This is a genomic window from Rouxiella sp. WC2420 (assembly GCF_041200025.1).
Taxonomy (GTDB): Bacteria; Pseudomonadota; Gammaproteobacteria; order Enterobacterales; family Enterobacteriaceae; genus Rouxiella.
Window position 1 is genome coordinate 3,305,462 of sequence record NZ_CP165628.1, and the last position, 25,408, is coordinate 3,330,869.

The window sequence follows — 25,408 nt, forward strand, 5'->3', positions numbered from 1 at the left end:
ACCATGACGCCAGTCGGAATACTGGCACTCCTCCGCCAGCATCCTGACGCAAATATCACATTTTTTCAGCGCAATGCATCAAGCGTTGGGAAGGTTGGTGGGCGCTTGTCAGGCGGCGCAACCGTGGGGTGCACAATAAATTACACAAACCCTAATTACGCAGGCTGGGGTCGCCTCATGGAAGAGGCATCGATATTTATTCAGATAGTCTATGTGCAGCAAATTCAGCACCTGCTTACGGAAGAAAAATGGAGTATTCCGCACCTCAAGGCTGAGGGAACAATCTACCGGTTAAAGCCTGAATACTTCGCACATGACCACCCCGCTCAGTTCAAAACTCAGCAGCAACTCGATCAATGGCATGAAGAATGCCGCCAGTTAATCAACTAAAAGCTTGCCGCCTAACCCTCGTAAGGAATTAATCATGACCCGCAAGGTTATATGCGATTACTGCGGCAATGATGCTGCATTCGTAACTGGTAGAAAAATTTACCCTCACCGCCCTGACCTTTTCTCACTCCAGTTTTATCAGTGCGAGCCATGCAAGGCTCATGTCGGATGCCATAAGGACAGCAACGGCGTTCCTCTTGGTCGCTTGGCTAACGCTGAGCTGCGGGCAGCTAAAAGCAAAGCCCATGCTGCTTTCGATCCAATTTGGAAGGGTCGCACCATGAGCAGGAAAAATGCCTATGGCTGGCTGGCCACGGAGTTAGGCATTTTGGCTAAGGATTGCCATATCGGGATGTTCAACATTGAAATGTGTGAGCGCGTGGTCGCCACCTGTGAAGAAAGGAATGAATCATGACCATTCAAACATTCAAAGGCGTACAGAACCAAGAGCTGGTTCTAAAGTCGGACTATGACGCCGTAGCTAAAATAGCCGGAACCGCTGAGATTCTTGCTGAGCTAATTAAGATTATGAAGGCTGACTATGACAAGCTGGCGGCTGAGTGTGCTCCTTATAAAAAATTCTTCGAACACGCATGGTCTTTCGCTATCGAAGCATGTGATTTTGACGGCGCGAGCATTCAAGATTTATCGATTGAACTTGGTTTGGTGAAATCGGAAATTTACGATTCTGATAAACACAGCGATTTAGTCAATGACGCATCATTGTTTGAAAATGGTGATGATGTCTACTTCCCAGTTAAAACCCCAGTCACCGACTCCGCTATCGCTGAGTTAAAGGCGCAGCAGCTAAGCGAATTCCGTATATGGGCAAAGAATAGCGGGCTGGGTCTCGCCTTTGCCGCTATAGAGCAGTTTTCTGCCAACCGGCGTGCGGGGGTGAAGTGATGATCGAATTGCAACAATCAGTAATTATTGAAAGGCATGATGAAGATGGCTGGGGCCGTAGGCAGGAGTTCGAGTCAATCTGGATTTCACCGCATGCGATTGAATCCATTTTCTTTGCTGGACTTACTCGAATAAGACTGATATCAGGCGACGTGATTGATGTGAAACAAACTCCAGCTGAGGTTTTAATTTTGGCGTTTGGGGAATATTACGTTGCGACTAGTTACCGTAGCCTTAATAAGGAGCAACCTCATGACCAATAAAACCCAGATAGCAGAGCTGCGATTGTCCATTGCAAAAGCACGCGATAACTGGACGCCGGAAATAAAAATACATCCTGTATTGTTGGAGGAAATTCTAGACCAGCTCGAAGCAGCAGAGGCCCACATTGTTGAACTGGAAAGCAGTGAGTACCGCCGCCGTGCTACGAAAGCGGAACAAGAGAACGCTCTGCTTAGAAAAGAGTTAAATGCCAAACCTAATTATGAATGGTTCGTTAACCTTGTCCGTAGTCATTTGGGACAAGCAGAATCTGTACCCGTCCAGCACCTTGGTGTTCAGGTTAAGCAACTGAAAGAATCTCATGATGGGTGGAAACCGAGAGCAGAGAAAGCAGAGGCCCGCATTGCTGAGTTAGAGCGTCATGTAGTATCGCTTCGCGGGATTCGTGATGTCTTGAAGTATCGCACCGAGAAAGCAGAGGCCGAGCTTGCCGCGATTCGTGGGGGTGCGGTGCCTGTGGCTTGGGCTCCTACCCGATGGTTAGACACACGATGCAAGCTTTCTGTTTGGACAGATAGAAATTCAGCAGTTCTAGCGATTGGTGACAACAGCGCGATTTCTGAACTATTCACCCACCCTGCGCCGCCTGTCGTGGCGTTGCCTGATGAAATACTTACCTGTTTGGTTGCATTAGGAGCGGCCATCTCGCTTTTAGAAAAAGTAAATAAAAAAGCTGCCCCCAGCGATAAGTTTTTTGACTTGATGCTTAATGATTTCCGAAATGCCTTGGTGTCAGGGGCTGCGGTCTTTCATAGTATATCCTCCACCAATGGTGAGGAGGAGTGATTGGTAATCTGCTTTCGGTGTTTATATGTTTACGAGCAGTCATCGGCTCCGCTAGTCGTCACAAGGCGGTTGAGAGTAAAAGAGCGCTGCTGTCCAAAATGTGGATGTAAATTATATTTTTCTTAGGTGAAACCATGAGCGATAAAATCAGTGACGAATTAATTCAGGAAATAGCTACTGGGCGTTTCGTTCCCAAACATTCAGCCGCTGTTTTAATGGCGCGTGAACTCCTCGCCCGTCGCGCCGCCGAGGTTAAGCCGGTGAAGTTGCCTGAAATAATTCAGATGGAAATGGGGGGTTACGGTGGTGTGCCTGTTGTAACAGTCGCTGAATTATTAGAAGCCATCAAAGCCGCTGGCGGTACAATAGAAGAAGAGCAAAATTAACACCCTGCTATACTCCTCCTAATCAGGAGGAATCATGTCAAAGAATCTCGCCAATTTACCAAAAGAAGAAATGGACAAAATCAACGTTGATAAAGCAGCGGGTGCTGTCGCGTTCAAAGAGCGCTACAACATGCCGGTTGTCGCCGAAATCAGCGCCAAGGAGCAGCCGGAACACTTGCGGGAGTACTTCATGGAACGACTCTCGTATTACCGCAGCATGAAAGATAGCCTTGGGAAAATGGACCCTCCGCCACCAAATCCATAATTAATGCCTGTATCTAGCGAACCTCGAAAATCGGGGTTTTTTATTGCCCAAACATCGAGGTTCCCATGACTAAATTCGATGAGTACATGGAGGAATTCGCAGAGGACGCATCCGGCATGACCATAAAGAGGCGGCATACTTTTGCTATACCGCTGAAGCCGCTGATTGAGAAAATATTCAGTGACGCATACCAGCGTGGTTATGACGACGCTATCCGGCAAGCTAAGCCGAAACCGAACGAAGCCGCCTAGAGCGGTTTTTTTGTGCCTGAAATTCGAGGTAATCCCTAATGCAAACTCACGAACTGAAAATAAAACCTGAGCACTTCGACCCTGTTTTTACCGGGGTAAAAACCGCAGAGCTTCGAATCAATGACCGTGGATATAAAGCTGGGGACCTGCTGAAACTGCGTGAGTTTTCCAATGGGGATTACACCGGCAGCTACGTATGGCGGCGTGTTACGCATGTTGCTGACGTGGGTGATTTTGCAGAGGGTTACGTGCTGTTGAGCATGACACCCGCAACACTATTTGACACAGCGAGGGCCGCATAATGGCTGATGTAGCAGACGACGCAGCAGTAGAATTCGAACAACACCTCAACGCAGCAATTGCCAATCGAGCAAAGCCGGTACCGCCCTCGCCTGTTTGCAGGAACGGCGATTGCGGTGAGCAGTCATTGCCTGGTACCAGTTATTGCTGCAGTGAATGCAGGGAAGATGCCGAGAAAGTAGCACGGGCCAAACAGCAGAGGAAGGCGGCATGAGCTACCAGTTAATTTACGCTGACCCACCGTGGCGCTATGACAACGTGATTAGCAATGGTGCCGCTGGCAATCACTACAGCACGATGTCGCTCACTGACCTTATTCGGCTACCGGTATGGTCTATTGCAGCAGATAATGCAGTGCTGGCGATGTGGTACACCGGCACTCACAATGCCGAGGCCGTCAAGCTTGCTGAGGCGTGGGGCTTTAAAGTTAAAACGATGAAGGGCTTCACCTGGGTGAAGCTGAACCAGCTCGCTGAGCAGCATATAAACAAAGCACTGGAAGCCGGTCAGGTTGAGGATTTTTATGATTTCCTCGATCTGCTGAATGAGCAGACGCGCATGAATGGCGGGAACTACACCCGGGCAAATAGCGAGGACCTGCTGATCGCGGTGCGCGGTGCGGGCCTAGAAAGGCAAAACGCCAGCCAGAAGCAAGTGATCTACTCCCCTCTCGGAGAGCACAGCGAGAAGCCTTGGGAGGCGAGGCACCGGCTTGAGCTGCTTTACGGTGATGTGTCACGCATTGAGTTTTTTGCCAGACAGGAAGTACCTGGTTGGGACACGTGGGGGGATGAATCACCCGTCAGCAGCATTCAAATTTCACCGGCTAACTTTCAACAAACAGCGCAGCCAGTCGAGGTTAAAGCGGAGTAATCCATGACCCCCGAAGAATCCCGCAACGCCCTGCGCTCCGCTGCGCGAAGATGCAACGACGAACTTCACCAGGCGATAGCCGACAATCCCAAAGTTAATTTCGACACCCTATCCGGCCCTATCATCCAACGCCACTACTCCGCGATTAAACCACTCTTTCGACTGGTTGATTTTTTGTGGACGATTGGCGTGATGAATGGGCAGTTTAAAGAGAGGTAATTATGAAGTCACCATTCATTCCGACCAGAAAAGTAGCAGAGGTGGCGCAGGTGGCGCCAACCACGATAAATAAATGGACTTGTCGCAATAAAAAGACCGGTGAAAAGTACAAGCCCGGCTTTCCAGATCAATGTCATAAAGGTTTTTATAAAACGCAAGAGATTGAGGATTTCTTTGGCATCACGCTCTGATAGTTATCCCTGTCACGCTGTCGCCATGTATTATCCGCATCACCTCAGCCCACCACGCGGAGTAAGCTTTTCGCTGCTCATCAAGATAATCATTGTGGTCGTATACGGACCATATCCCAGGCAAAGTATGCCCCAGCATTATTTCGCATACATGCGGTGGTGCCAGAACCGACCACCGCGTCCTCGCTGTCCTTCTCAAATCATGCATTGACCAGTGTGGCATTATCTTACCGCGTTTATTCAGCGAGAATGCCCTAATGCGAATTGGTACAGAAAGGAATGAGTTGCTCGTCATTGGTGTTTCATTTCTATCCTCATAGCCTGCCTTCCTTACAAAAAGAAACTTTGAACTACCATTTAGCTGCATTGCTTCCTTTATCATTTCCGCTGCTGCCGGGATGATTGGCCTCAAAAGTGGCTTGCCACGCTTTCCTGTCTTATGGTTCTCTGGTGGCACTGTCCATACTGCGTCATCAAAATTGAAATGGCTCACTTCAGATGCGGCCAATTCTCCAGTGCGGCAACCAAAAAGCAGAACTAGTCGAAGGAAAAGAACATTTTTACGCGTCATGGCCATCGTATCTGTAGCGTCAAACAACATAATTATTTCTTCGTCACTTAGAACTCTGTCTGTCGATCTTATCCTCAGTCCAATATCGCGAGGTTTTATGTCTAAAAGCGGTTTTATCTCAATTAACTTTCTGCGATGACCCCATGCATGGCACTGGTTGGCAGTAGTGAGTATTCGACGCGCTATTGAAGCCCTTTCTTTAGCGATAAACTCAATCAGGTCAAGCCAGGTATGGGTGCCAACTCTATCGTGTAATAATTTGCCGATCTTAGGGAAAATGTGGATTTGGTAAGTACGCAATATCTGTCTATAACCCTTAACGTTTTTAGACGCATAAACGTCTATCCATTCAGTTATCAACCTCTCGACAGTATAAAGTTCAGAATTCGCTAACCGCCTCTCATTCAGCATTAATGCCGGATCGAAACCGTCCTCAGCATAGCGACGCAATCTAACACCTTCATCACGAGCCTCTTTAAGGGTCATGCCTGGGTATGTGCCTATATCCAGACGCTTCTGTTTCCCGGCAAAATAAAACCGCAACTGAAATACCACTTTTCCCTTTTTGCTAATACGAACTGAAAGGCCATCGCGATCTGTTTTCTCGGTGACCTTCTCACTTTCTTTTCCGTGAACTGAACGAAGATAGCTGTCTGATATTGGCATTTTTACTGTAATTGAGTACATGGCTTAGGCCAAAACTCAATCTCCTATGATTTATGTACTTTAAAGTGTACATACTTTGTATCAATAGTAAGAAAGTATTGGAAGTGTTCATCAATGATGGATGGTGGAGATAATGCGGAAAACTGGACTTGTGCTGCAGATTTGGGAAGTGTGATAAATGGAAAGGAACTTATGTAATGAGTAGCTATTATTCTTCGTGGCGATCATGGCACTTATCTGTGCATCGGTGATTGACCCAGGGGTTTATTTTGCCATGAACTCACCCGCCGCGCTGATTGGAACCACAGTTGAGACTGCTTCACAGGTGATTAACAGCTGGGGATTTGTTGTCACGCCAGATATGTTAACGGTTATCGCTCGTGACGTAGGGGAACATTCGATCCTTTCCCGCGCAGGTGGGGCTCCAACCTTTGCCGTAGGCATGGCGCATATCATCAGCGACGTCTTTAACAGCACCGCGCTGATGGCTTTCTGGTATCACTTCGCCATTCTTTTCGAAGCCTTGTTTATCCTGACTGCCGTAGATGCCGGTACTCGCGCCTGTCGATTTATGGTGCAAGACCTGGTCGGCGTGGCGGTGCCTTCTCTAGCGAATAATCGTTCTTGGATTGGTACTATTGCCGGGACCAGCGTATCAGTCGCGGGTTGGGGATTCTTTGTTTATCAGGGTGTTGTCGACCCGTTAGGCGGGATCAACACCCTGTGGCCCCTGTTTGGCATTGGTAACCAGATGTTGGCCTCGATGGCACTGATTCTTGGCACCGTAGTTTTATTCAAAATGAAGAAACAGCGCTATGCCTGGGTCACCATATTGCCGACTGTCTGGCTGTTTATAACCTCAATGACAGCCGGATGGCAGAAAATTTTCCATCAGAATCCGTCAATAGGTTTCCTGGCACAGGCAAACAAATTCTCGGCTGGAATCGAGAGCAACACCATTATTAAACCGGCAAAAACGCTGGCAGATATGCACACCATTGTCCTCAATAATCAAATTAACGCGGCTTTGTGCGGTTTCTTCATGCTGGTTGCAGTGACGATGCTCATCTCTGCTTTCTTTGTTATCCGTCGAGCATTGAAATCACCAAAACCCACAGTGCATGAAACTAGCCCATTAGCTAGTCGGGAGGCGCGTCATGTCTGACTATGGATTGCCTTATCGCATGCCACCCCGGCAGCCGTTGATCATTATTCGCTGCTATCCGTGGGTATCACGCCCGCCTCGTCCTGAAAACTTTCGCCAATGGGTGAGATTTATTGGTAAGGGAATTGCACAAAGTTTTCGCCTGATGGTTGGAGTACAGGATTACCCTAATTATGTGCAGCATATGCGGATACATCACCCGCTACAGCAACCGATGAGCGAGAAGGAGTTTCATCGTTACTGCCTCAATGCCCGCTTCCCTAGTGAAGCTGGAAAGTTAGGTAAGTGTCCTTGTTAAAGAAATAAGCAACATCAGATCTGATTTTTTTGTGATTTCATGATCCACGCTGCGCCTGTTCTTCCCGACAGGCGTAGTATCACTCCTTATGTCCCGCCACTGAATATTGTCATAACCATGGAAATGACCACTCCTTTTCTTCGCCCAGCTGTCTGGGAAGATGCACTGCAAGTTATCGATTTAATCAGCTCAGCAGACGAGAATGCCCTGCTTTACCTCACTGGCAAGAACAGTCTTGATGAGGCAAAAGAGGTGTATCGGCAGGGCTTTAGTCGTGAAGATGTTTATTACAGCTACAGGTTCACGCTGGTTTGTTTTGTCAATGGACGTTTAGCTGGCTGTATTCTGGCTTTCCCCGGTTTTCTTGAGCCTGACTTTATTTCAGAGGCTGGTTCTTCTTTACCTGATGTTCGAGAAGCGGAAGACGATGAGCTATATATTGACTCTCTGGCCGTCTATCCTGAATTTCGTGGGCAAAAAATTTCACGCTATTTAATTGATGCGGTTAAGGTGCAGGCTAAAAAGTATCAGCTCAGCAAACTTTCACTACTGGCTGACGACGCGAAACCCTATCTGGAGAAAATGTATCGCAGTTATGGATTCGAGGTAGTAGAGGAAATCATCTTGGATGGAGTGAGGCACAAGAAGATGAACTATCTCATAAAATCCTAGGTCGCCATTAAGTAAGGGCAGCCAACTCAGCTGGCGTTTAAAAGATAGCCACTCGCTGGAATCCTCTAAATATTTTAAGCAACAGCAAGGCGGCAACCGCGCGTATCCCCGAGAGCTTACATTAGTAAGTGACTGAGGAAAGTAAGGGCAGCCAACCCAGCTGGCATTTAAAAAATAGCCACTCGTTGTAATCCTCTAAATATTTTAAGCGACAGCAAGGCGGCAACCGCACGTATCCCCGAGAGCTTAAACTAGTAAGTGACTGAGGAAAGTAAGGGCAGCCAACCCAGCTGCCATTTAAAAAACAGCCACTCGCTGGAATCCTCTAGATATTTTAAGCAACAGCAAGGCGGCAACCGCGCGTATCCCCGAGAGCTTAAACTAGTAAGTGACTGAGGAAAGTAAGGGCAGCCAACCCAGCTGCCGTTTAAAAAACAGCAACTCGCTGGAATCCTCTAAATATTTTAAGCGACAGCAAGGCGGCAACCGCGCGCGTCCCCGAGAGCTTACATTAGTAAGTGACCGGGGTAAGTAAGGGCAGCCAACCCAGCTGCCGTTTAAAAAATAGCCACTCGTTGTAATCCTCTAAATATTTTAAGCGACAGCAAGGCGGCAACCGCGCGTATCCCCGGGAGCTTACATCAGTAAGTGACCGGGGTAAGTAAGGGCAGCCAACGCAGTTGCCGTTTAAAAAACAGCAACTCGCTGGAATCCTCTAAATATTTTAAGCGACAGCAAGGCGGCAACCGCGCGCATCCCCGAGAGCTTACACCAGTAAGTGACGGGGTAAGTAAGGGCAGCCAACGTGTAATATCCCACTAAAACGGACCATTCACTTTTAGAGATCTTCCGACATACTGATTATGTCCACCTGAGGAGATCGCTATGCGTAAGATCCGATTCACCGAGCATCAGATCGTTGCCGTCCTGAAATCTGTAGAAGCTGGTCGAACCGTCAAAGATGTGTGTCGTGAGGCTGCTATTTCTGAAGCCAGCTATTACAACTGGAAGGCGAAATATGGCGGGATGGAAGCCGCTGATATCAAAAAGATCAAAGATCTTGAAGACGAGAATCGTCGCCTGAAGCAGATGTTTGCCGATCTGAGTCTTGAATGCCGTGCGCTGAAAGACGTCATCGAAAAAAAGCTTTAAAACCAGCGATAAAGCGTGAGCTCGTCAACTATCTGACCACGCAATTTACGATGAGCATACGCCAGGCATGCAGGACGTTATCGCTGAGCAGGACGGTGTTTCGTTATCAACCGTATACGCGACGTGATGAAGCGGTGATCCAGAGGCTGACAGAGGTCGCTGAGCGCTATCCCCGCTACGGTTTTAAGAAGCTTTTTCAGGTACTTCGCAGGCAGGGGCACGGCTGGAACCACAAACGTGTCCACCGGATTTACTGTCTTCTCAAACTGAATTTTCGTCGTAAGGGTAAACAACGCCTGCCGGTGCGTAATCCAGCTCCGCTGGCAACGCCGGAAGCACTCAACCAAAGTTGGTCGATTGATTTTATGCACGACGCGCTGACATGTGGCCGACGTTTTCGGACTTTCAATGTTGTCGATGATTTTAACCGTGAAGCTCTGGCGATGAAAATTGACCTAAATATCCCAGCGCAGCGTGTCGTCCGGGTGCTGGAAATGATAGTGGCAAACCGTGGATATCCGCTGAAGATGCGAATGGATAATGGGCCGGAACTGATATCACTGGCGCTGGCACAATGGGCTGAAGAGCATGGCGTGATGCTGGAATTTATCAAGCCGGGTAAGCCAACACAGAACGCGTTTATAGAACGGTTTAACCGAACATACCGGACAGAAATACTGGATTTTTACCTGTTCAGAACACTGAATGAAGTACGAGAAATAACAGAACGCTGGCTGAATGAGTACAACAGTGAGCGGCCTCATGAATCCCTGAAAAACCTGACGCCGGAGGAATATCGGCTGATGGCTGAGAAACCGGAAATCTCAAAAAGTGCGTGGAACTAAAGCTGGGATACTTACAAACGCAGCTGCCGTTTAAAAAATAGCCACTCGTTGTAATCCTCTAAATATTTTAAGCGACAGCAAGGCGGCAACCGCGCGCGTCCCCGGGAGCTTACATCAGTAAGTGACCGGGGTAAGTAAGGGCAGCCAACGCAGCTGCCGTTTAAAAGATAGCCACTCGCTGGAATCCTCTAAATATTTTAAGCGACAGCAAGGCGGCAACCGCGCGCGTCCCCGGGAGCTTACATTAGTAAGTGACCGGGGTAAGTAAGGGCAGCCAACGCAGCTGCCGTTTAAAAGATGACGAGGATTTATTTAATCCGCGCCATTTGATCTTCAATCACCTTACCTTTTATCGCACGATTCTTGATGCGACGTGACCACATAGCAGTCAGGATCGGTACCAATATTGAGGTTACAATTACCGAAGTGGCAACCAGCGCGGTGGCGGCTGGTGCTGCGGCTTTGAATTGCGGTACCATCTCGGCAATCAACACTGGCGTTGCCACCGCGGCACCTGCAGAACTGGACGCGGCTAAACCCGCCGTGCCATCTCCCCCTCCGATGAACTTGTCAGCCAGCATCAACGGGATGCCAGTGATGACGATGACCGACAACCCAAGCATGATGCCAAGCAGGCCAGTTTGAGCTATCACGCTGAGGTTAATAGTATTGCCTAAGGCAAAGGCAAAGAAAGGAATCAAAGTCTGCACCGCTTTTGCGAAGAATTCGCGCAATTCCGGGTCGATATTACCTAAGGCAAAGCCTACCAGGAATGGCAGCACCGCTCCGACAAAAACGTGTGGCTCAAAGGAGGCAATCCCCGCCGTGCCAAGGATGATCATCGTCATTAATGGCCCAGATTCCAGCGACATCAAAACGAAAGCACCGGCTTCCTCTTTGGTGCCGTACTGCTGCATCACCGAGGCATAAAGACCGCCGTTGGTCATGTCCATCGAGGCAACCAGAGCCAGCGTAGAGAGTCCGGCAAAGAAGCCAATCTCGACTCCGTGCTCAGGGATAAACTTCGAGGCCAATGCGGCAACCACCCACGCTACGGCGATTTTAGTTACCACCAGCGTGCCTGATTTACGTAATACAGTCCCCGTGGCGCTGAGTTTGATGGAGGCGCCCATACAAAAAAACCACACAGCCAGAATTGGAACCGTGCCAGTAATGAGTCCGTTGGAGAAAGAACCCAGATACTTACCGGAGTCGGGTGCCAACGTATGGCATACCGCGCCAATAAAAAGTGGTACCAGCATCATCCCACCGGGGATTTTTTCGATTGCACGTTTAATTTGCATGTAATACCCACCTGGTCAATAGATCGTGAAGTACGATGAATGAGCCTTATTCGGATTAAAACTTAAAAATTTCTGCTGCTGAGCGCTAAATTAACGGCTTCTTGACGAAATAAAAGTGATCGACAACATATTAATGAAACGATGTTTCTTTTTAAAAGGTCTATAGTTTTGATTTTGTGATGCAGGCAAAAAAAAACCGCAACTCTTAAGATGCGGCTTTATTTCGTTTAACTTTGAGGCGAAATTTTTACAGCTATTGGCCGTAATAGGCATGCTTGCCGTGTTTACGCAAATAATGCTTATCAAGCAGCGACTGCTGCATAGTCTCTAACTGCGGAGACAGCTGTTGCGAAAAGATCCCCATGTAGGCAATTTCTTCAAGCACTACCGCGTTGTGCACTGCATTGTCAGCATCTTTTCCCCAGGCAAACGGGCCATGCGAATGGACCAGCACCGCTGGGATTTCCTGGGCGGAAAGCCGACGCTCGGCAAAGGTTTCAACGATAACCTCACCGGTTTGCCATTCATAGCTTTCGGCAATTTCGGCCTTGGTCATCTGGCGAGTACAGGGGATGGCGCCATAGAAGTAATCGGCATGAGTCGTTCCCCAAGCCGGAATATCCAGGCCGGCCTGCGCCCAAATAGTAGCGTGACGGGAATGGGTATGCACAATACCACCAATATCGGCAAAGTTGAGGTATAAAACACGATGAGTATCAGTGTCGGAGGACGGCTTTTTATTGCCCTCCACCACTCTGCCGCTCTTAATCTCAACCACCACCATATCTTCCAGGGTCATATGCTGATACTCGATTCCAGAGGGTTTAATAACCATTAATCCAAGCTGGCGATCAACTGCGCTGACATTGCCCCAGGTAAAAGTCACCAGATTATGACGAGGAAGCGCGAGATTGGCTTCAAGTACTTGTTCTTTCAATTGTTTGAGCATTGGCTCATCCTCTATCAGCCCTTTCCTCTATTCTCGGAGCACAGTGCATCGGGGGGTATGGTGAAAATAGCTGAAGAGTACGTACTGTCCTGCTGCAATTAAAAAACTGTCTGTGAGGTAGCCAATTGTGCTGTCTTGGTTATGACCCCGCGGGAATTAAGACTATTTACCTATTAGCAAAAATCCTTTACCAGTAATTTATGTTAATCCCGCGGAGATGCCATTTATTAACTATACTTATTGATGTTCAAAAGTGAGATCCTTTTTGAGGAGAATGACAATGCTCTTAAATAAACGTATTGCCAGTATTGGTTTAGTGCTTGTAGTTGTGATGTCAGTAAGTGCATGTGGAAACATGTCTAATCGCGGCCGTAATACGGCAATTGGTGCTGGTGCAGGTGCATTGGGTGGCGCAGTGCTAACCAATGGTAGCGCATTAGGTACTCTTGGTGGCGCAGCTGTCGGTGGCGTTGTGGGTCATCAGATCAACCGATAAGAAAAAACCTGGTCAGATAAAAAAAGTAAATAATTTTGACGTCGTTGGTATAAAGAGAAAATATTACTATTTTTCCTCTGCGGTAATCGCTCCTGCATAATAAAATTTGCAGGAGCGAAAAGATAATATGAATTGTTATTCACAATCTGCTGCGAAATAAAAAACGCAGCAGATTGTAATTAGACTTAAAGACACTTTTAACTTCATCCGCCCGCAAGCTTCACTTTCATCCCTTTGGCTTCCAGCAGCTGCTTGAGCAAGTCACGCTTATCGCCCTGAATCTCAATCACGCCATCTTTAAGTGAACCGCCACAGCCACATTTTTTCTTTAATTCGGCGGCCAGTTTATCCAATGCCGCGTCATCCAAATCAACGCCCGTGATGAGACACACGCCTTTGCCTTTTCTGCCACTGGTCTGGCGCTGAATGCGAACCACGCCGTCTCCCCTGGGCCTTTCAACCTTGGCTTTCGGCTCATCAATCCTGCCGCCTTCAGTAGAATAAACTAAACGGCTATTATCATCGTTTCTCATCAATCAACTCCTTACACCAGCGAAGCGCGGATTTCACGCAGCGTTTGCGCCGGATCACCGGATTGCGTAATCGGACGACCAATCACCATGTAATCTACGCCAGCAAGCTGGGCATCACGAGGGGTCATCACACGACGCTGGTCATCGGCCGCGCTGCCCGCAGGGCGAATGCCCGGTGTGACTAATTTGAATTCCTGGCCCAGCTGAGTTTTAAATGCTGCAGCTTCCTGCGCAGAACAGACCACACCATTCAGGCCGCAATCGCGCGTCAACGTTGCAAGGCGTAAAGCGTAATCTGCAGGGCTGAGTGAGATACCGAGATCTGCCAAATCACTGGCCTCCATGCTGGTCAGTACAGTGACGGCAATCAGCAACGGCGCATCCTTGCCAAACGGCAGCAAGGCATTTTTGGCTGCTGTCATCATGCGCGCGCCGCCGCTTGCGTGTACGTTTACCATCCACACACCCAAATCGGCCGCGGCGGCAATAGCGTGCGCCACGGTATTGGGAATATCGTGGAATTTAAGATCGAGGAACACATCAAAATCGCGAGATTGTAGGTCTTTGACCAACTGTGGACCAAACAGAGTGAACATCTCTTTACCGATCTTAAGGCGGCAATCGCGAGGATCAATCCGGTCAACAAAATCAAGCGCGGCTGACTTATTAGCGTAATCAAGCGCGACCACAATAGGAGATGATTTCAAGTCGTTGTTGTGAGGGTTATTTTCTGACTTCATTTCTTCAACCTTTTGTGAGTTTTAAACGAAAAAGAGAGTAGGACAAAATTCTGACGCCCGCATTCTACATGGCGTAGGACCTAAAGCCCAGCCGTTCGTTTCACGACAGATCGTTGATATTTTTGTTACATTTTTATGAATTTTTTGTGAACGGGTAGACAGCAAAGCATCGCTGGCTTAGTTTGTTGTTTTAATCTAGGAATTCTTAAATATGAGTGAGATATCTACATTAACCATTAAGATACCGCTGGCGCTCAAAGAACAAATCAGAGAAGCAGCGTTGCAAGGCGAACATTCTCTCAGTGTTGAAGTTTGCGCCCGTCTTGAACAAAGCTTTGCCATTACTGAAGACAAGAAAAGCAAAAAAGTTGAAAAGCACGAAGAACCTGCCATCGAAATCGATAATCAGCATCTGGGCGAACATACCGAGCCTGCGCTCACCCAGAAAGAGCTGAAAAAATTACGTCAACTTCTTAATAAATCCACAGCTAAAACTACCAGCAAAAAGAAGTAATTCTTGCTTCTTTATTGTCCGTCGAGACCTCGGATCGGTTTCACCGTTGCCCAACCGCGACATGACGGACAATGCCAATACAGCGAATGCGCGGTAAATCCACACTTATGGCAGCGGTAGCGCGGCTTGGTGCGGATTTGTTCGCCGACCATATCCCTAAGCAGCATCAAACTCTCTTTCGCACGCCCTTCCTCTGCGTCTGCAAGGTGGTAGTCCATCAAATGATGGAACACACGCATCGTCGGATGGCGCTGTAATTGGCGATTGATATACAGTTGAGCAGCCTCGCGACCTTCTTCCTGTTGCAGGATCTCGGCCAACATCAGTTCAGCAGTTGCCCCGGTATTTTCGTCCACGCAGCGTTTAAGAAACTCCGCCCACTCCGTGTGATTACCAAGATGCTGATAGCACTCTTGCAGCATGGGCAACGTTTCACTGACCACTTCTTTATCTTGTTCAAGCACACGTTTCAGTGCATCGGCGGCTTTGCTGTATTCGCCCTGAGCTAACAGGATGCGACCCTGCATCAGCGAAACGCGAGCACAAAGTTTGTCTGACGCAGCGGCTTTTTTCAAAATTGCCGTAGCTTTATCAAGATCATCGGAAGACATCGCCTGCAACGCCAGTTCACAATAGAAGTGGGCGATTTCTTGATGTTTATCATTTTTACCGAGTTTCACCAGTTTTTCGGCAACGTCTATCGCGCTCTGCCAGTCGCTGGTGGCCTGATGGATAACCAGCAACTGCTGCAAGGCAAGCAGCTTAAAGTCTTCCTCTTTGACCAACTGGTTAAACATGTCTTCGGCGCGATCGTAAAAGCCTGCCGCCATGTAGTCTCGGCCAAGCTGTTGAATTGCGAGCAGTCGCTGCTCGAAAGTTAATGAGGCGCTTTCCATCAACGACTGGTGAATACGAATCGCCCGGTCAACCTCGCCACGTGAGCGAAAAAGGTTACCTAGAGTTAAATGCGCCTCAACAGTATTGCTGTCTTCCTTCAACATATCAAGAAACAGGTCAACCGCTTTATCTTGCTGATTCGAAAGTAAAAAGTTCACTCCCGCCACATATTCCCGAGATAAACGGTTGGCATTCTGCTGTTTATCCTGTTGTGAGCTTCTGCGCCCCATATACCAGCCATAGGCGGCAGCAACGGGTAATAACAGAAACAGCAGTTCTAACATATAAGGTTATTCCTTGATGACCGGCGACTGTGCAACAGCGGGTTCGGTCGTGGTCGGTGCAACTTGCTGCTCTAAACGTTTGATTTTACGCTGTGCGCGGCCCAATGACAGGCGCACTCGCAAATAAAACAGGCCGCAGATAATCCAGCCCAGCACAAAGCCGGTCGCGAACAGCACGGCTAACAGCGTGGAAACGCGATAATCACCCTGCGCCAGTAAATAGTTAAAGGTTACAACCTGATCGTTATGGGCACCCAATGTGATAGAAATCACGACGATGACCAGCACGAACAAAAAAATCAGCAAATATTTCACATTCATTCCTGTAATGCCGGAGAGTCCGGATAAATTATGCCAAAAACTGACGTCCTAACCTAATAAGTTAGCATTTCCCACCGCCGCAGGGAAATATTGAGGCCTGAATATCCCGAGATTGCGGAAAGTTCATACAACCTCTAAAGACTCGTTCCATAAATACTCCTTTACGGAATCTTAGCATTGCGTTTATCAGACGTACTAAGCAATAGCTCTGTGATTATATGGGGTCAATTGTTCATATTTAAAGGCATAAGAGGTCATTCAGGCTCTCTCTGCTCAATCTCTTGCTGCTCCTGAACTGGCGGAGTGAAGGGCCCGCAGAGTTTTTGTGCCAGCCAGCTGGCGAAGGTGATCAATACCCAACTGATCCCCACTGATGCCATCAAATCTCTAGGCCAGTGCATGCCCAGCAACAGACGACTGCCCATGACCAGGCTCGCCCAAACCAGCAAAATCGCGATTGTCTTGTAATGGCGACGCGGCCACAGTAATCCCACGGCCAACAGCGCCCAACTGGCGGCAAACATTGTATGGCCGGAAGGGAACGCAAAACCCGTATCGGCTTGCCAGCTTTTGCCCAGCCATTGTGGGATAAGCGCATTGTCTTTTACATTGCCCAACTCTTCTTTAACTTGAGCACTGCGCGCCTTGCTTTTTTGCAGATAGAAAGCTGTAACGTCCATTTCCTGAGACTTACCCAGCCATTGCACATAAGGCCGCGGCTCTTGCACCTCTTTCTTGACGTAACTTTTCACCCCCTGGCCAATCAGTACCGCCGCGCTAAGCAACACAATCAGCACGATCGCCGGTTTGATTCGATAACGCAGGCACCAAAGAAACCAGGCGCATAGTACGATATTCGTCAATGTGCCCCACGGAGCACTAACCGTCTCGGTCATCCAGTAGAATGGGCGTAAGATAAGGCCACTCATCCCCGGCGACCATAGCCAGCCGCTTGCCCAGACCAAGGCAGGCATAATGAGGAGGAGTAAAGCTGCACACGACGTCCTTATAGCGATTTGAAGCATTGTATGGCCTTAATATCTAAAGATTCATAAAAATGAAATGTATAATGCGCATTCTACGCAGCGGCCTGCAACGCAGTCCAGCCGTGAATGTTATACTTGTGACTCATACTTTGCGCCGAGTCACACTGTTTTTTCTGGTCAAGCCGTGCATCTCTACGTAGGATGCGCCACAAGAATTGACCAATATATTGTAGGTTTTGGAGAGTAACATGCAGCTGAAACGGGTGGCAGAAGCCAAACTGCCAACACCATGGGGCGATTTCCTGATGGTGGGTTTTGAAGAATTGGCAACCGGACACGATCACCTGGCACTAGTATTCGGCGATATCAGCGGCGAAACGCCGGTGCTCGCACGTGTGCATTCAGAATGTCTGACCGGCGATGCGCTTTTCAGCCTGCGCTGTGATTGCGGTTTTCAACTCGAAGCGGCGCTGAATCACATCGCCGAAGAGGGACGCGGGATCCTGATGTATCACCGCCAGGAAGGACGTAACATCGGTCTGCTGAACAAAATTCGTGCCTACGCGTTGCAGGACAAGGGCTACGATACTGTTGAAGCCAACCATCAGTTAGGTTTTGCCGCCGATGAGCGTGACTTCACCCTGTGCGCCGATATGTTCAAACTGCTAGGCGTTGATGCCGTTCGACTGCTGACTAATAATCCGAAAAAGGTCGAAATTCTTTCAGAAGCCGGGATTAACATTATCGAACGCGTACCGCTGATTGTCGGTCGTAACCCGAAAAATGAAAATTATCTGGCGACCAAGGCTGCTAAAATGGGTCATTTGCTGGATAAATAATCTTTCCAGCCAATGAACACAAAAAAGCACCGATAATCGGTGCTTTTTTATTTCTAATATTTCAATAAGCTACAGCATTTTTCGGATCACATAGTGCAGGATCCCGCCGTTTTCAAAATAGGTCAGCTCATTGCCGGTATCGATACGACTGCGCGCATTAATGACCTCTTTCCTGCCGTCGGCGTAAGTAATGTGCACCGGCACGTCCTGCCCCGGTTTCAATGACTGCATACCACTGACGCTAATGGTCTCGTCCCCTTTGAGATTCAGTGTCTTACGGCTGACTCCCTGTGGAAACTCCAGAGGCAAGATCCCCATGCCAATCAGGTTTGAACGGTGGATACGCTCAAAAGATTCGGCGATCACTACGCGAACCCCGAGTAATCTAGGACCTTTGGCTGCCCAGTCACGGCTGGAGCCGGAGCCATACTCTTTACCGGCAATCACCGCGGTCGGCACGCCCTCTGCCTGATAGCGCATTGCCGCATCATAAATAGCCAGGCGATCGCCGGAAGGAATATGGCGGGTTACCCCACCTTCTACACCGGGAACCATTTCGTTACGAATACGGATGTTGGCAAAGGTCCCGCGCATCATCACCTCATGATTACCACGTCGTGAACCATAGGAATTGAAATCACCGGTTTTTACACCGTGCTCGCTGAGATAACGCCCCGCCGGACTTTCGGCTTTGATATTACCCGCCGGGGAAATATGGTCAGTGGTTACCGAATCGGCCAAAATAGCCAGAATGCGCGCATCTTTGATGTCCTGCACGGGATCCGGTTTAACTTTCATGTCGCTAAAGAATGGCGGGTGGCGAATATACGTCGAGTCCTCCTGCCAGGCGTAAGTAGGCGTGCCTTCAACCTTGATACTCTGCCAGTTTTCATCACCGTTAAACACTTCGGCGTACTCTTTGTGGAACATCTCAGTTTTCACCTGCTCGACCGCTTTGGCGATCTCATTGGCCGAAGGCCAGATATCACGCAAATAGACTGGTTTGCCGTCACTGCCGATGCCGAGCGGATCGTGAGTCAAATTGACCGAAATATTCCCTGCCAAAGCGTAAGCAACCACCAGCGGCGGCGAGGCCAGCCAGTTGGTTTTGATCAACGGGTGAATACGACCTTCAAAGTTACGGTTACCGGAAAGTACGGCACCGACGGTCAAATCGCCCTGCTTGATAGCGGTTTCTATCGGTTCCGGCAGCGGGCCTGAGTTACCAATACAAGTGGTACAGCCGTAACCCACCAGGTTAAAGCCGAGTTTTTCCAACTCTGGCATCAGGCCAGCGGCATTAAGATATTCGGTCACCACTTTTGAGCCAGGTGCCAACGAGGTCTTGACCCATGGCTTGCTTTTCAGCCCGCGCGCAGCGGCGTTTTTAGCCAGCAGACCGGCGGCCATTAAAACGCTGGGGTTGGAGGTATTGGTGCAGGAAGTAATTGCGGCGATAACCACTGCGCCGGTAGTGAGCTGCAGCGCCTGATCTTTATAATTAAAATCGACACTGTCGCTGTGTGAGGTTGAGTTACTCAGTTCAAGCTCGGTAGCCAACTTAAATGCCTGCGGCACGTTGGGCAATGCCACACGATCCTGTGGACGTTTAGGGCCCGCCAGACTCGACTCAACGGTTCCCATGTCCAGCTCAAGAGTACTGGTGAAAATGGGCTCGTCACCTTCATTACGCCACAGTCCCTGCTCTTTGCTGTAGGCCTGAACCAGCGCAATCTGCTCGTCGCTGCGGCCGCTGAGTTTCATGTAGCTCAAGGTTACTTCGTCGACCGGGAAAAAGCCGCAGGTAGCGCCAAATTCAGGGGACATATTGGCAATCGTCGCACGGTCGGCCAGTGGCAAATCAGCCAGACCATCACCATAAAACTCTACAAATTTACCCACTACTCCGTGCTTACGCAGCATTTGGGTAACGGTTAACACCAGGTCAGTTGCGGTAATACCTTCACCAAGCTTGCCCGAAAGCTTAAAGCCTACAACGTCAGGGATCAGCATCGAGACTGGCTGACCCAGCATAGCCGCTTCGGCTTCGATACCACCACAGCCCCAGCCCAGTACGCCCAGGCCGTTAATCATCGTGGTATGTGAGTCGGTGCCGACCAGCGTGTCAGGGTAAGCAACTTCAACGCCGTTCTGCTGCTCGTGCCACACGGTTTGGCCGAGATATTCAAGGTTTACCTGGTGACAAATCCCCGTGCCCGGCGGCACGACGCGGAAACGGTTAAAGGCTTTCTGGCCCCAACGCAGGAAAATATAACGCTCGTGGTTACGCTCCATCTCGAGCTTGACGTTTTCACCAAAAGCGGCGCGATCGCCGAACTCATCGACAGTCACCGAATGGTCAATCACTAAATCAACGGGAGATAAAGGATTGACCTGATTGACGTTACCGCCGAGGCGTTCGACCGCCTGTCGCATGGCAGCAAGGTCCACCACGGCAGGAACACCGGTAAAATCCTGCATCAGCACGCGCGCTGGACGGTAGGCAATTTCTCTATCTGCGTGCCCGGTTTTTTGCCAGTCAACAATGGCCTGCAAGTCTTGTTCCGTGACGGTATCTCCGTCAATGTTACGCAACAGGTTTTCCAGCAGCACCTTCATGGATTTCGGGAGTTTATCGATATTACCGAGGGTGGCGGCAGCTTTGGGTAAGCTGTAAAAGTGATATTCCTTATCAAGATCTGCCAGCTTATCCTGACTATTCTTGCGAAGATCGGACGACATAGCTTCTCCTTTTGACGCTCTTTTTTGTGTGTGGCTTAACATTTTAGACCAAATGACAGGAAAGACCCGCCAGACGGTGCGTGTTCTTATAAAGATAACACAAAATATAATTAACATTTTAATAACAACACGAAGTGCTAATTACATATTGGCAACCTAAGCTTCCGGCAAAGGCGCAAATAGGATCATGCAGGATTGAGGCTGGAAATTGGCTTGGTGAAATTGGATAAGACAGAATTCTGAGCGGATTTGCAGATGATTGGGAGTAGGTTAAACGCAGGTGCTGGCTTTGAAAAAGGCATCAGGCCGCCTGAGACGCGGCCTGATATCGCATTACTTGTGCGGGAGTTTAATATCTTTAAACAAAGCTTCAATGTCTTCATTGGAGCGCAATGCGATAGCACTGTCGACCACGTCGCGAGTCAGGTGCGGCGCAAATCGCTGGATGAAATCGTACATGTAACTGCGCAGGAAAGTACTGCGGCGGAAACCAATTTTAGTGGTGCTATGAGTAAAGATATCGCTGGCATCCACAGTGACCAGATCGGGATCTTGCAGCGGATCCACCGCCATGCTGGCAATGACCCCAACGCCCAATCCGAGGCGAACGTAGGTTTTGATCACGTCTGCATCAGTGGCGGTAAAGACGATGCGCGGTGTCAAACCGGCGCGATTAAACGCGGTATCCAGTTCCGAACGGCCGGTAAAACCAAAGGTATAGGTAACAATCGGATAGGAGGCCAGCTCTTCAATAGTGACCTTTTCTTTGCCTGCCAGCGGATGATCTGGCTGCACGACTACGGCACGATTCCAGTGATAGCAAGGCAGCATAATCAGATCATCATAAAGATGCAGCGCTTCGGTGGCGATGGCAAAATCTGCGTTGCCTTTGGACACTGCTTCGGCAATTTGCGTCGGCGACCCCTGGTGCATGTGCAGTGAAACACGCGGATAACGCTCGATGAATCCCTTAATCACATTAGGCAACGCGTATCGCGCCTGAGTATGGGTGGTGGCCACATACAGCGACCCTTTATCAGGATAGGTATGTTCTCCGGCTACGGCTTTAATCGCATCAACTTTTGACAGCACTTCGCGGGCAATGCGGATAATCTCCTGACCCGCGGGGGTGACCTGGGTGAGATGTTTACCGCTGCGGGCAAATATCTGAATCCCTAGTTCATCTTCAAGCATACGCACTTGCTTGCTGATGCCCGGTTGTGAGGTGTAGAGGCCTTCTGCCGTCGAAGAGACGTTCAGATTGTGATTAACAACTTCTACGATGTAACGCAGTTGCTGCAATTTCATATCTTATACCATCCTAGTGTTAAACCCTGCCCACCACTCTCCTTCTCTTTGCTGACAGAAAGGAAGGGGGTATTCTCAATTGTTTGTGCCGATTAATTCTAATAATGCATAAAAACAATATTTTATATATCAACAGTATCATTTATCAAACAATTTTGTCTCGTGTCTGGTTATAAAAAATTCAAGATTCCTTAACTTTAACGAAGACACTGACCGACCCGCAGCAAAATCTAACGACGATTGACCTGATTACAATAAAAAAACCAGCCATCAAGGCTGGTTTTTAAGATTAACTTCATAGGCGCGAGGCAGAAAGTTATTTTTTGCCTTCTTCCCATTTGCCGTCGACATAAAATGCCGTCCAGCCTGTCGCCTTGCCGTCTTTCTCAGAAGAAACATACTGCTGTTTAGTCTTACGGCTGAAACGCACCATCGACTTGTTCCCTTCTGGATCGGCCACTGGCGCATCGGCCAAATAGCTCAATTTTTCCGGCAGGCGATCTTTGAATCGCAGCAGCTCTTCCACTAACGGTGCGCGGGTTTCGCGCGATTTAGGGAAAGTATTGGCCGCCAGGAACACGCCTGCAGCACCATCACGCAGCACGAAGTAAGCATCCGATTTTTCACACGGCAGTTCAGGTAATGGAACCGGATCTTCCTTCGGTGGAGCCACGTCGCCGTTACGCAAAATCTTGCGGGTATTTTTACAGGTCTCGTTGGTGCAGCCCATGTATTTACCAAAACGCCCCATTTTCAGGTGCATCTCGGAACCACACTTATCGCACTCAACCACTGGACCATCGTAACCCTTGATGCGGAACTCACCCTCTTCGATTTCATAACCGTCGCAGGCCGGGTTGTTACCACAGACATGCAGTTTGCGGCCGGTATCGATCAGGTAACTGTCCATCGCTGTGCCGCACTTGATACAGCGACGACGAGCACGCAGGGCATTGGTTTCGGCATCATCCCCTTCGAGAATGTTCAGGACTTCTGATTCCGGCACCAGATTAATAGTGGTTTTGCAGCGCTCTTTCGGCGGCAACGCGTAGCCAGAACAGCCCAGGAACACGCCGGTAGTTGCGGTACGGATCCCCATTGGACGCCCACAGGTTGGGCATTCAATGCTGGTCATCACCATCTGGTTCGGGCGCATACCGCCCTCTTCCGGATCTTTCTCGGCGGTTTCAAGCTGTTGACTGAACTGGGCAAAGAAATCGTCCAGCACGCCTTTCCACTCGGCTTTATTATTCGCAACCTGGTCGAGGCCGTCTTCCATTCGGGCGGTGAAATCGTAGTTCATCAACTCGCGGAAGTTATCTTCCAAACGATCGGTAACGATCTCGCCCATTTTCTCGGCATAGAAGCGGCGATTTTCAACGTGAACGTAACCGCGATCCTGAATGGTAGAAATGATCGATGCATAGGTAGACGGACGGCCAATACCGCGTTTTTCAAGCTCTTTCACCAGAGACGCTTCGCTAAATCGTGCAGGCGGCTTGGTAAAGTGCTGAGTCGGCAGCAGCTGTTGCAAATTCAATGTACTGCCGACTTCGATCGGTGGCAGCGTGCGGTCTTCATCGCCCTTGCGCAGCGCTGGCATGACGTGAGTCCAACCATCGAAACGCAATGTGCGGCCCTTGGCACGCAGCGAGTAATCACCGGCCTTGACAGTCAGCGTCGTGGAATCGTACTGCGCTGGCACCATCTGACAGGCGACAAACTGACGCCAGATCAGCTGATACAATCTTTGCGCATCGGCTTCCATGTCTTTCAACTGCTCAGACACCACACTCACGTCAGATGGACGAATCGCTTCGTGCGCTTCCTGTGAATTTTCTTTGTTGCTGTATTGATTAGGCGCCTTTGGCAAGTACTTCTCGCCAAAATTGTCACCAATATAGCCACGCACCATTTCTACCGCGTCTTTGCTCAGATTGGTTGAGTCGGTACGCATGTAAGTAATGTGACCGGCTTCATACAGCCGCTGGGCCATCATCATGGTTTTCTTGACGCCGAAGCTCAGACGCGTGCTTGCCGCCTGCTGCAAGGTGGAGGTAATAAAAGGGGCTCCTGGCTTGCTGCTGGTCGGTTTGTCTTCACGATCCACCACGTCGTAACGGGCTTTTTCAAGCAGCGCAACGGCGGCGTGAGTCTGCTCGCGGTTAACCGGTTTGAAAGGTTTTTCGAGGTGATGAGTCACCTCCATTTGCAGGTCAATGTTCTCTTTAGACTGCAAATCGGCGTGCAGTTCCCAATATTCTTCGGGAACGAAGGCCTTAATCTCTTTTTCTCGCTCAACGACAAGGCGCACCGCGACGGATTGAACGCGCCCCGCTGAAAGCCCACGAGCAATTTTCTTCCACAGCAACGGAGAAACCATGTAACCCACAACGCGGTCCATAAAACGGCGCGCCTGCTGGGCATTCACACGATCAATATTTAGCTCGCCCGGCTGCTCAAATGCCTGTTGAATGGCATTCTTGGTAATTTCGTTAAAAACAACACGGCTGAAGCGTTTATCATCACCACCAATCACTTCCCGCAAATGCCAGGCAATCGCCTCTCCTTCGCGGTCAAGGTCGGTTGCGAGATAGATATGGTCAGCTTTTTCTGCGAGAGATTTTAACTCGGCTACAACCTTTTCTTTACCTGGCAATATTTCGTATTGCGCTTCCCAACCATGGAATGGGTCAACGCCCATGCGATTTACCAGCGCGGTTTTCTCATCCTTTTTAACTTTTTTCTTTGTTTTATCTTCGGCTGAGCTAGCGCTTTTTTTACTCGCGGATCCGCTGGTAGGCAAATCGCGGATATGACCGACGCTGGACTTAACCACGTAGTCATTTCCTAAATATTTATTAATCGTTTTGGCTTTTGCCGGGGACTCAACTATTACGAGAGCTTTGCCCATAATTACCTTTTACCTAAATTATTCTTCTCGAAAAGAAGATTTTGTCTTGTTTATGCCGCGGCACATTTAATGTCTTTTTTTATATTGCGGCACTCAGTCAGGAGATCAACCATTTTTTTTCATGACCTTTTATCACTGTCCTCCAGAGGGGCAACCCAATGAGTTTTTATGCGTTTGCAGCCCGAACAGTGTTAAAAGTGCAAGGATCATAGCCTGAAATAATCTCAGGGCGTAAACAAATCATTCCACCCTACGCCAGAAAATCCCACACTCTACCTGATAAAAATCGCCACGCAACTTAATTAGCACGTAAATGCGCTTTCTGCCAATCAGAACATTATATGTTCAAAATTCTTCCAGCCC

The 25,408-nt window shown here is 49.0% G+C and carries 29 protein-coding genes and 1 pseudogene; 19 read left to right on the plus strand and 11 right to left on the minus strand.

Going from position 1 to position 25,408, the window contains the following annotated elements:
• The first annotated feature begins 3 nt into the window (after positions 1–3).
• From AB3G37_RS15210 to AB3G37_RS15265, 12 genes are all read left to right on the plus strand, one after another.
• A complete protein-coding gene (locus AB3G37_RS15210) occupies positions 4–390 on the plus strand; it encodes a hypothetical protein (RefSeq protein WP_369788360.1) in 387 nt (128 codons plus the stop codon).
• A gap of 34 nt (positions 391–424) precedes the next feature.
• Positions 425–805, plus strand: coding sequence for a zinc-finger-containing protein (locus tag AB3G37_RS15215; RefSeq protein ID WP_369788361.1), 381 nt, complete (start codon positions 425–427; stop codon positions 803–805).
• Positions 802–1,296: a hypothetical protein gene (locus AB3G37_RS15220; protein ID WP_369788362.1), complete on the plus strand. Its 495-nt coding sequence runs from the start codon at positions 802–804 to the stop codon at positions 1,294–1,296. Before AB3G37_RS15215 ends, AB3G37_RS15220 begins: the two co-directional genes overlap by 4 nt.
• The gene (locus AB3G37_RS15225) at positions 1,296–1,559 is read left to right on the plus strand and encodes a hypothetical protein (RefSeq protein WP_369788363.1); all 264 of its coding nucleotides are present in this window, start codon (positions 1,296–1,298) and stop codon (positions 1,557–1,559) included. The genes AB3G37_RS15220 and AB3G37_RS15225 overlap by 1 nt, the downstream gene beginning before the upstream one ends.
• Positions 1,549–2,364, plus strand: a complete 816-nt coding sequence (locus AB3G37_RS15230; RefSeq protein WP_369788364.1) for a hypothetical protein — start codon at positions 1,549–1,551, stop codon at positions 2,362–2,364. Before AB3G37_RS15225 ends, AB3G37_RS15230 begins: the two co-directional genes overlap by 11 nt.
• A 134-nt stretch (positions 2,365–2,498) precedes the next feature.
• Complete coding sequence (locus AB3G37_RS15235; RefSeq protein WP_369788365.1) at positions 2,499–2,750, plus strand: hypothetical protein; 252 nt, start codon at positions 2,499–2,501, stop codon at positions 2,748–2,750.
• A 34-nt stretch (positions 2,751–2,784) separates the two neighbouring features.
• On the plus strand, positions 2,785–3,015 hold the full coding sequence (locus tag AB3G37_RS15240; RefSeq protein ID WP_369788366.1) for a DNA polymerase III subunit theta: 231 nt from the start codon (positions 2,785–2,787) through the stop codon (positions 3,013–3,015).
• A 65-nt stretch (positions 3,016–3,080) separates the two neighbouring features.
• Positions 3,081–3,266: a hypothetical protein gene (locus AB3G37_RS15245; protein WP_369788367.1), complete on the plus strand. Its 186-nt coding sequence runs from the start codon at positions 3,081–3,083 to the stop codon at positions 3,264–3,266.
• Positions 3,267–3,304: 38 nt separating this feature from the next.
• Positions 3,305–3,568: a DUF3850 domain-containing protein gene (locus tag AB3G37_RS15250; protein ID WP_369788368.1), complete on the plus strand. Its 264-nt coding sequence runs from the start codon at positions 3,305–3,307 to the stop codon at positions 3,566–3,568.
• 208 nt (positions 3,569–3,776) lie between these two features.
• Complete coding sequence (locus AB3G37_RS15255) at positions 3,777–4,439, plus strand: MT-A70 family methyltransferase (RefSeq protein ID WP_369788369.1); 663 nt, start codon at positions 3,777–3,779, stop codon at positions 4,437–4,439.
• 3 nt (positions 4,440–4,442) lie between these two features.
• Positions 4,443–4,658 (plus strand): hypothetical protein, encoded by a 216-nt coding sequence (locus tag AB3G37_RS15260; protein ID WP_369788370.1) that lies wholly within the window; start codon positions 4,443–4,445, stop codon positions 4,656–4,658.
• A gap of 2 nt (positions 4,659–4,660) precedes the next feature.
• On the plus strand, positions 4,661–4,849 hold the full coding sequence (locus tag AB3G37_RS15265) for a hypothetical protein (protein WP_369788371.1): 189 nt from the start codon (positions 4,661–4,663) through the stop codon (positions 4,847–4,849).
• Here AB3G37_RS15265 and AB3G37_RS15270 read toward each other — a convergent pair.
• Entirely contained in the window at positions 4,839–6,107 is a 1,269-nt protein-coding gene (locus tag AB3G37_RS15270; RefSeq protein WP_369788372.1) for a tyrosine-type recombinase/integrase, read from the minus strand. The two genes, AB3G37_RS15265 and AB3G37_RS15270, sit on opposite strands and share 11 nt — an antisense overlap.
• A 193-nt stretch (positions 6,108–6,300) precedes the next feature.
• Between AB3G37_RS15270 and AB3G37_RS15275 the strand changes: the two are divergent.
• The 4 genes and pseudogenes from AB3G37_RS15275 to AB3G37_RS15290 form a co-directional block, all read left to right on the plus strand.
• Positions 6,301–7,251 (plus strand): annotated as a pseudogene (locus AB3G37_RS15275) (carbon starvation CstA 5TM domain-containing protein); the annotation flags it as partial.
• Entirely contained in the window at positions 7,244–7,549 is a 306-nt protein-coding gene (locus tag AB3G37_RS15280; protein ID WP_369788373.1) for a YbdD/YjiX family protein, read from the plus strand. The pseudogene AB3G37_RS15275 and the gene AB3G37_RS15280, both read left to right, overlap by 8 nt.
• A 117-nt stretch (positions 7,550–7,666) precedes the next feature.
• The gene (locus AB3G37_RS15285; protein ID WP_369788374.1) at positions 7,667–8,221 is read left to right on the plus strand and encodes a GNAT family N-acetyltransferase; all 555 of its coding nucleotides are present in this window, start codon (positions 7,667–7,669) and stop codon (positions 8,219–8,221) included.
• Positions 8,222–9,106: 885 nt separating this feature from the next.
• A protein-coding gene (locus AB3G37_RS15290; RefSeq protein ID WP_369788375.1) for an IS3 family transposase occupies positions 9,107–10,218 on the plus strand; the annotation gives its coding sequence in 2 pieces (ribosomal slippage) (positions 9,107–9,368 and positions 9,368–10,218; 1,113 coding nt in all).
• A 308-nt stretch (positions 10,219–10,526) separates the two neighbouring features.
• Here the strand turns inward: AB3G37_RS15290 and kdgT are convergent.
• Both kdgT and araD read right to left on the minus strand, forming a co-directional pair.
• Entirely contained in the window at positions 10,527–11,522 is a 996-nt protein-coding gene (kdgT, locus tag AB3G37_RS15295; protein ID WP_009636015.1) for a 2-keto-3-deoxygluconate transporter, read from the minus strand.
• A 253-nt stretch (positions 11,523–11,775) separates the two neighbouring features.
• Positions 11,776–12,471 (minus strand): L-ribulose-5-phosphate 4-epimerase, encoded by a 696-nt coding sequence (araD, locus tag AB3G37_RS15300; protein WP_369788376.1) that lies wholly within the window; start codon positions 12,469–12,471, stop codon positions 11,776–11,778.
• Positions 12,472–12,745: 274 nt separating this feature from the next.
• On the opposite strand from araD, the gene osmB reads away from it, so the two are divergent.
• The gene (osmB, locus tag AB3G37_RS15305) at positions 12,746–12,967 is read left to right on the plus strand and encodes an osmotically-inducible lipoprotein OsmB (RefSeq protein WP_037377785.1); all 222 of its coding nucleotides are present in this window, start codon (positions 12,746–12,748) and stop codon (positions 12,965–12,967) included.
• 203 nt (positions 12,968–13,170) lie between these two features.
• Here the strand turns inward: osmB and yciH are convergent, their stop codons facing one another.
• Together yciH and pyrF are read right to left on the minus strand one after the other, a co-directional pair.
• Positions 13,171–13,500, minus strand: coding sequence for a stress response translation initiation inhibitor YciH (gene yciH, locus AB3G37_RS15310; RefSeq protein ID WP_369788377.1), 330 nt, complete (start codon positions 13,498–13,500; stop codon positions 13,171–13,173).
• Positions 13,501–13,511: 11 nt separating this feature from the next.
• Positions 13,512–14,240: an orotidine-5'-phosphate decarboxylase gene (gene pyrF / locus AB3G37_RS15315; protein ID WP_369788378.1), complete on the minus strand. Its 729-nt coding sequence runs from the start codon at positions 14,238–14,240 to the stop codon at positions 13,512–13,514.
• Between the two features lie 211 nt (positions 14,241–14,451).
• Between pyrF and AB3G37_RS15320 the strand changes: the two genes are divergently transcribed.
• Positions 14,452–14,754 carry a hypothetical protein gene (locus tag AB3G37_RS15320; RefSeq protein WP_009636010.1) on the plus strand — a complete coding sequence of 101 codons (303 nt, stop codon included), beginning with the start codon at positions 14,452–14,454 and terminating at the stop codon, positions 14,752–14,754.
• 11 nt (positions 14,755–14,765) lie between these two features.
• On the opposite strand, the gene lapB is transcribed toward AB3G37_RS15320, so the two are convergent.
• The 3 genes from lapB to pgpB form a co-directional block, all read right to left on the minus strand.
• Positions 14,766–15,935: a lipopolysaccharide assembly protein LapB gene (lapB, locus tag AB3G37_RS15325; protein ID WP_369788379.1), complete on the minus strand. Its 1,170-nt coding sequence runs from the start codon at positions 15,933–15,935 to the stop codon at positions 14,766–14,768.
• Between the two features lie 6 nt (positions 15,936–15,941).
• Positions 15,942–16,250, minus strand: coding sequence for a LapA family protein (locus AB3G37_RS15330; RefSeq protein ID WP_009636008.1), 309 nt, complete (start codon positions 16,248–16,250; stop codon positions 15,942–15,944).
• Positions 16,251–16,510: 260 nt separating this feature from the next.
• On the minus strand, positions 16,511–17,281 hold the full coding sequence (pgpB, locus tag AB3G37_RS15335) for a phosphatidylglycerophosphatase B (protein WP_009636007.1): 771 nt from the start codon (positions 17,279–17,281) through the stop codon (positions 16,511–16,513).
• 209 nt (positions 17,282–17,490) lie between these two features.
• On the opposite strand from pgpB, the gene ribA reads away from it, so the two are divergent.
• Positions 17,491–18,081: a GTP cyclohydrolase II gene (ribA, locus tag AB3G37_RS15340; RefSeq protein ID WP_009636006.1), complete on the plus strand. Its 591-nt coding sequence runs from the start codon at positions 17,491–17,493 to the stop codon at positions 18,079–18,081.
• Positions 18,082–18,150: 69 nt separating this feature from the next.
• Here ribA and acnA read toward each other — a convergent pair whose 3' ends face one another.
• The 3 genes from acnA to topA form a co-directional block, all read right to left on the minus strand.
• Positions 18,151–20,823 carry an aconitate hydratase AcnA gene (gene acnA, locus AB3G37_RS15345; protein WP_369788380.1) on the minus strand — a complete coding sequence of 891 codons (2,673 nt, stop codon included), beginning with the start codon at positions 20,821–20,823 and terminating at the stop codon, positions 18,151–18,153.
• A gap of 333 nt (positions 20,824–21,156) precedes the next feature.
• Positions 21,157–22,131, minus strand: a complete 975-nt coding sequence (cysB, locus tag AB3G37_RS15350) for an HTH-type transcriptional regulator CysB (protein WP_009636004.1) — start codon at positions 22,129–22,131, stop codon at positions 21,157–21,159.
• 316 nt (positions 22,132–22,447) lie between these two features.
• Positions 22,448–25,045, minus strand: coding sequence for a type I DNA topoisomerase (topA, locus tag AB3G37_RS15355; protein ID WP_369788381.1), 2,598 nt, complete (start codon positions 25,043–25,045; stop codon positions 22,448–22,450).
• Between the last annotated feature and the right edge of the window lie 363 nt (positions 25,046–25,408).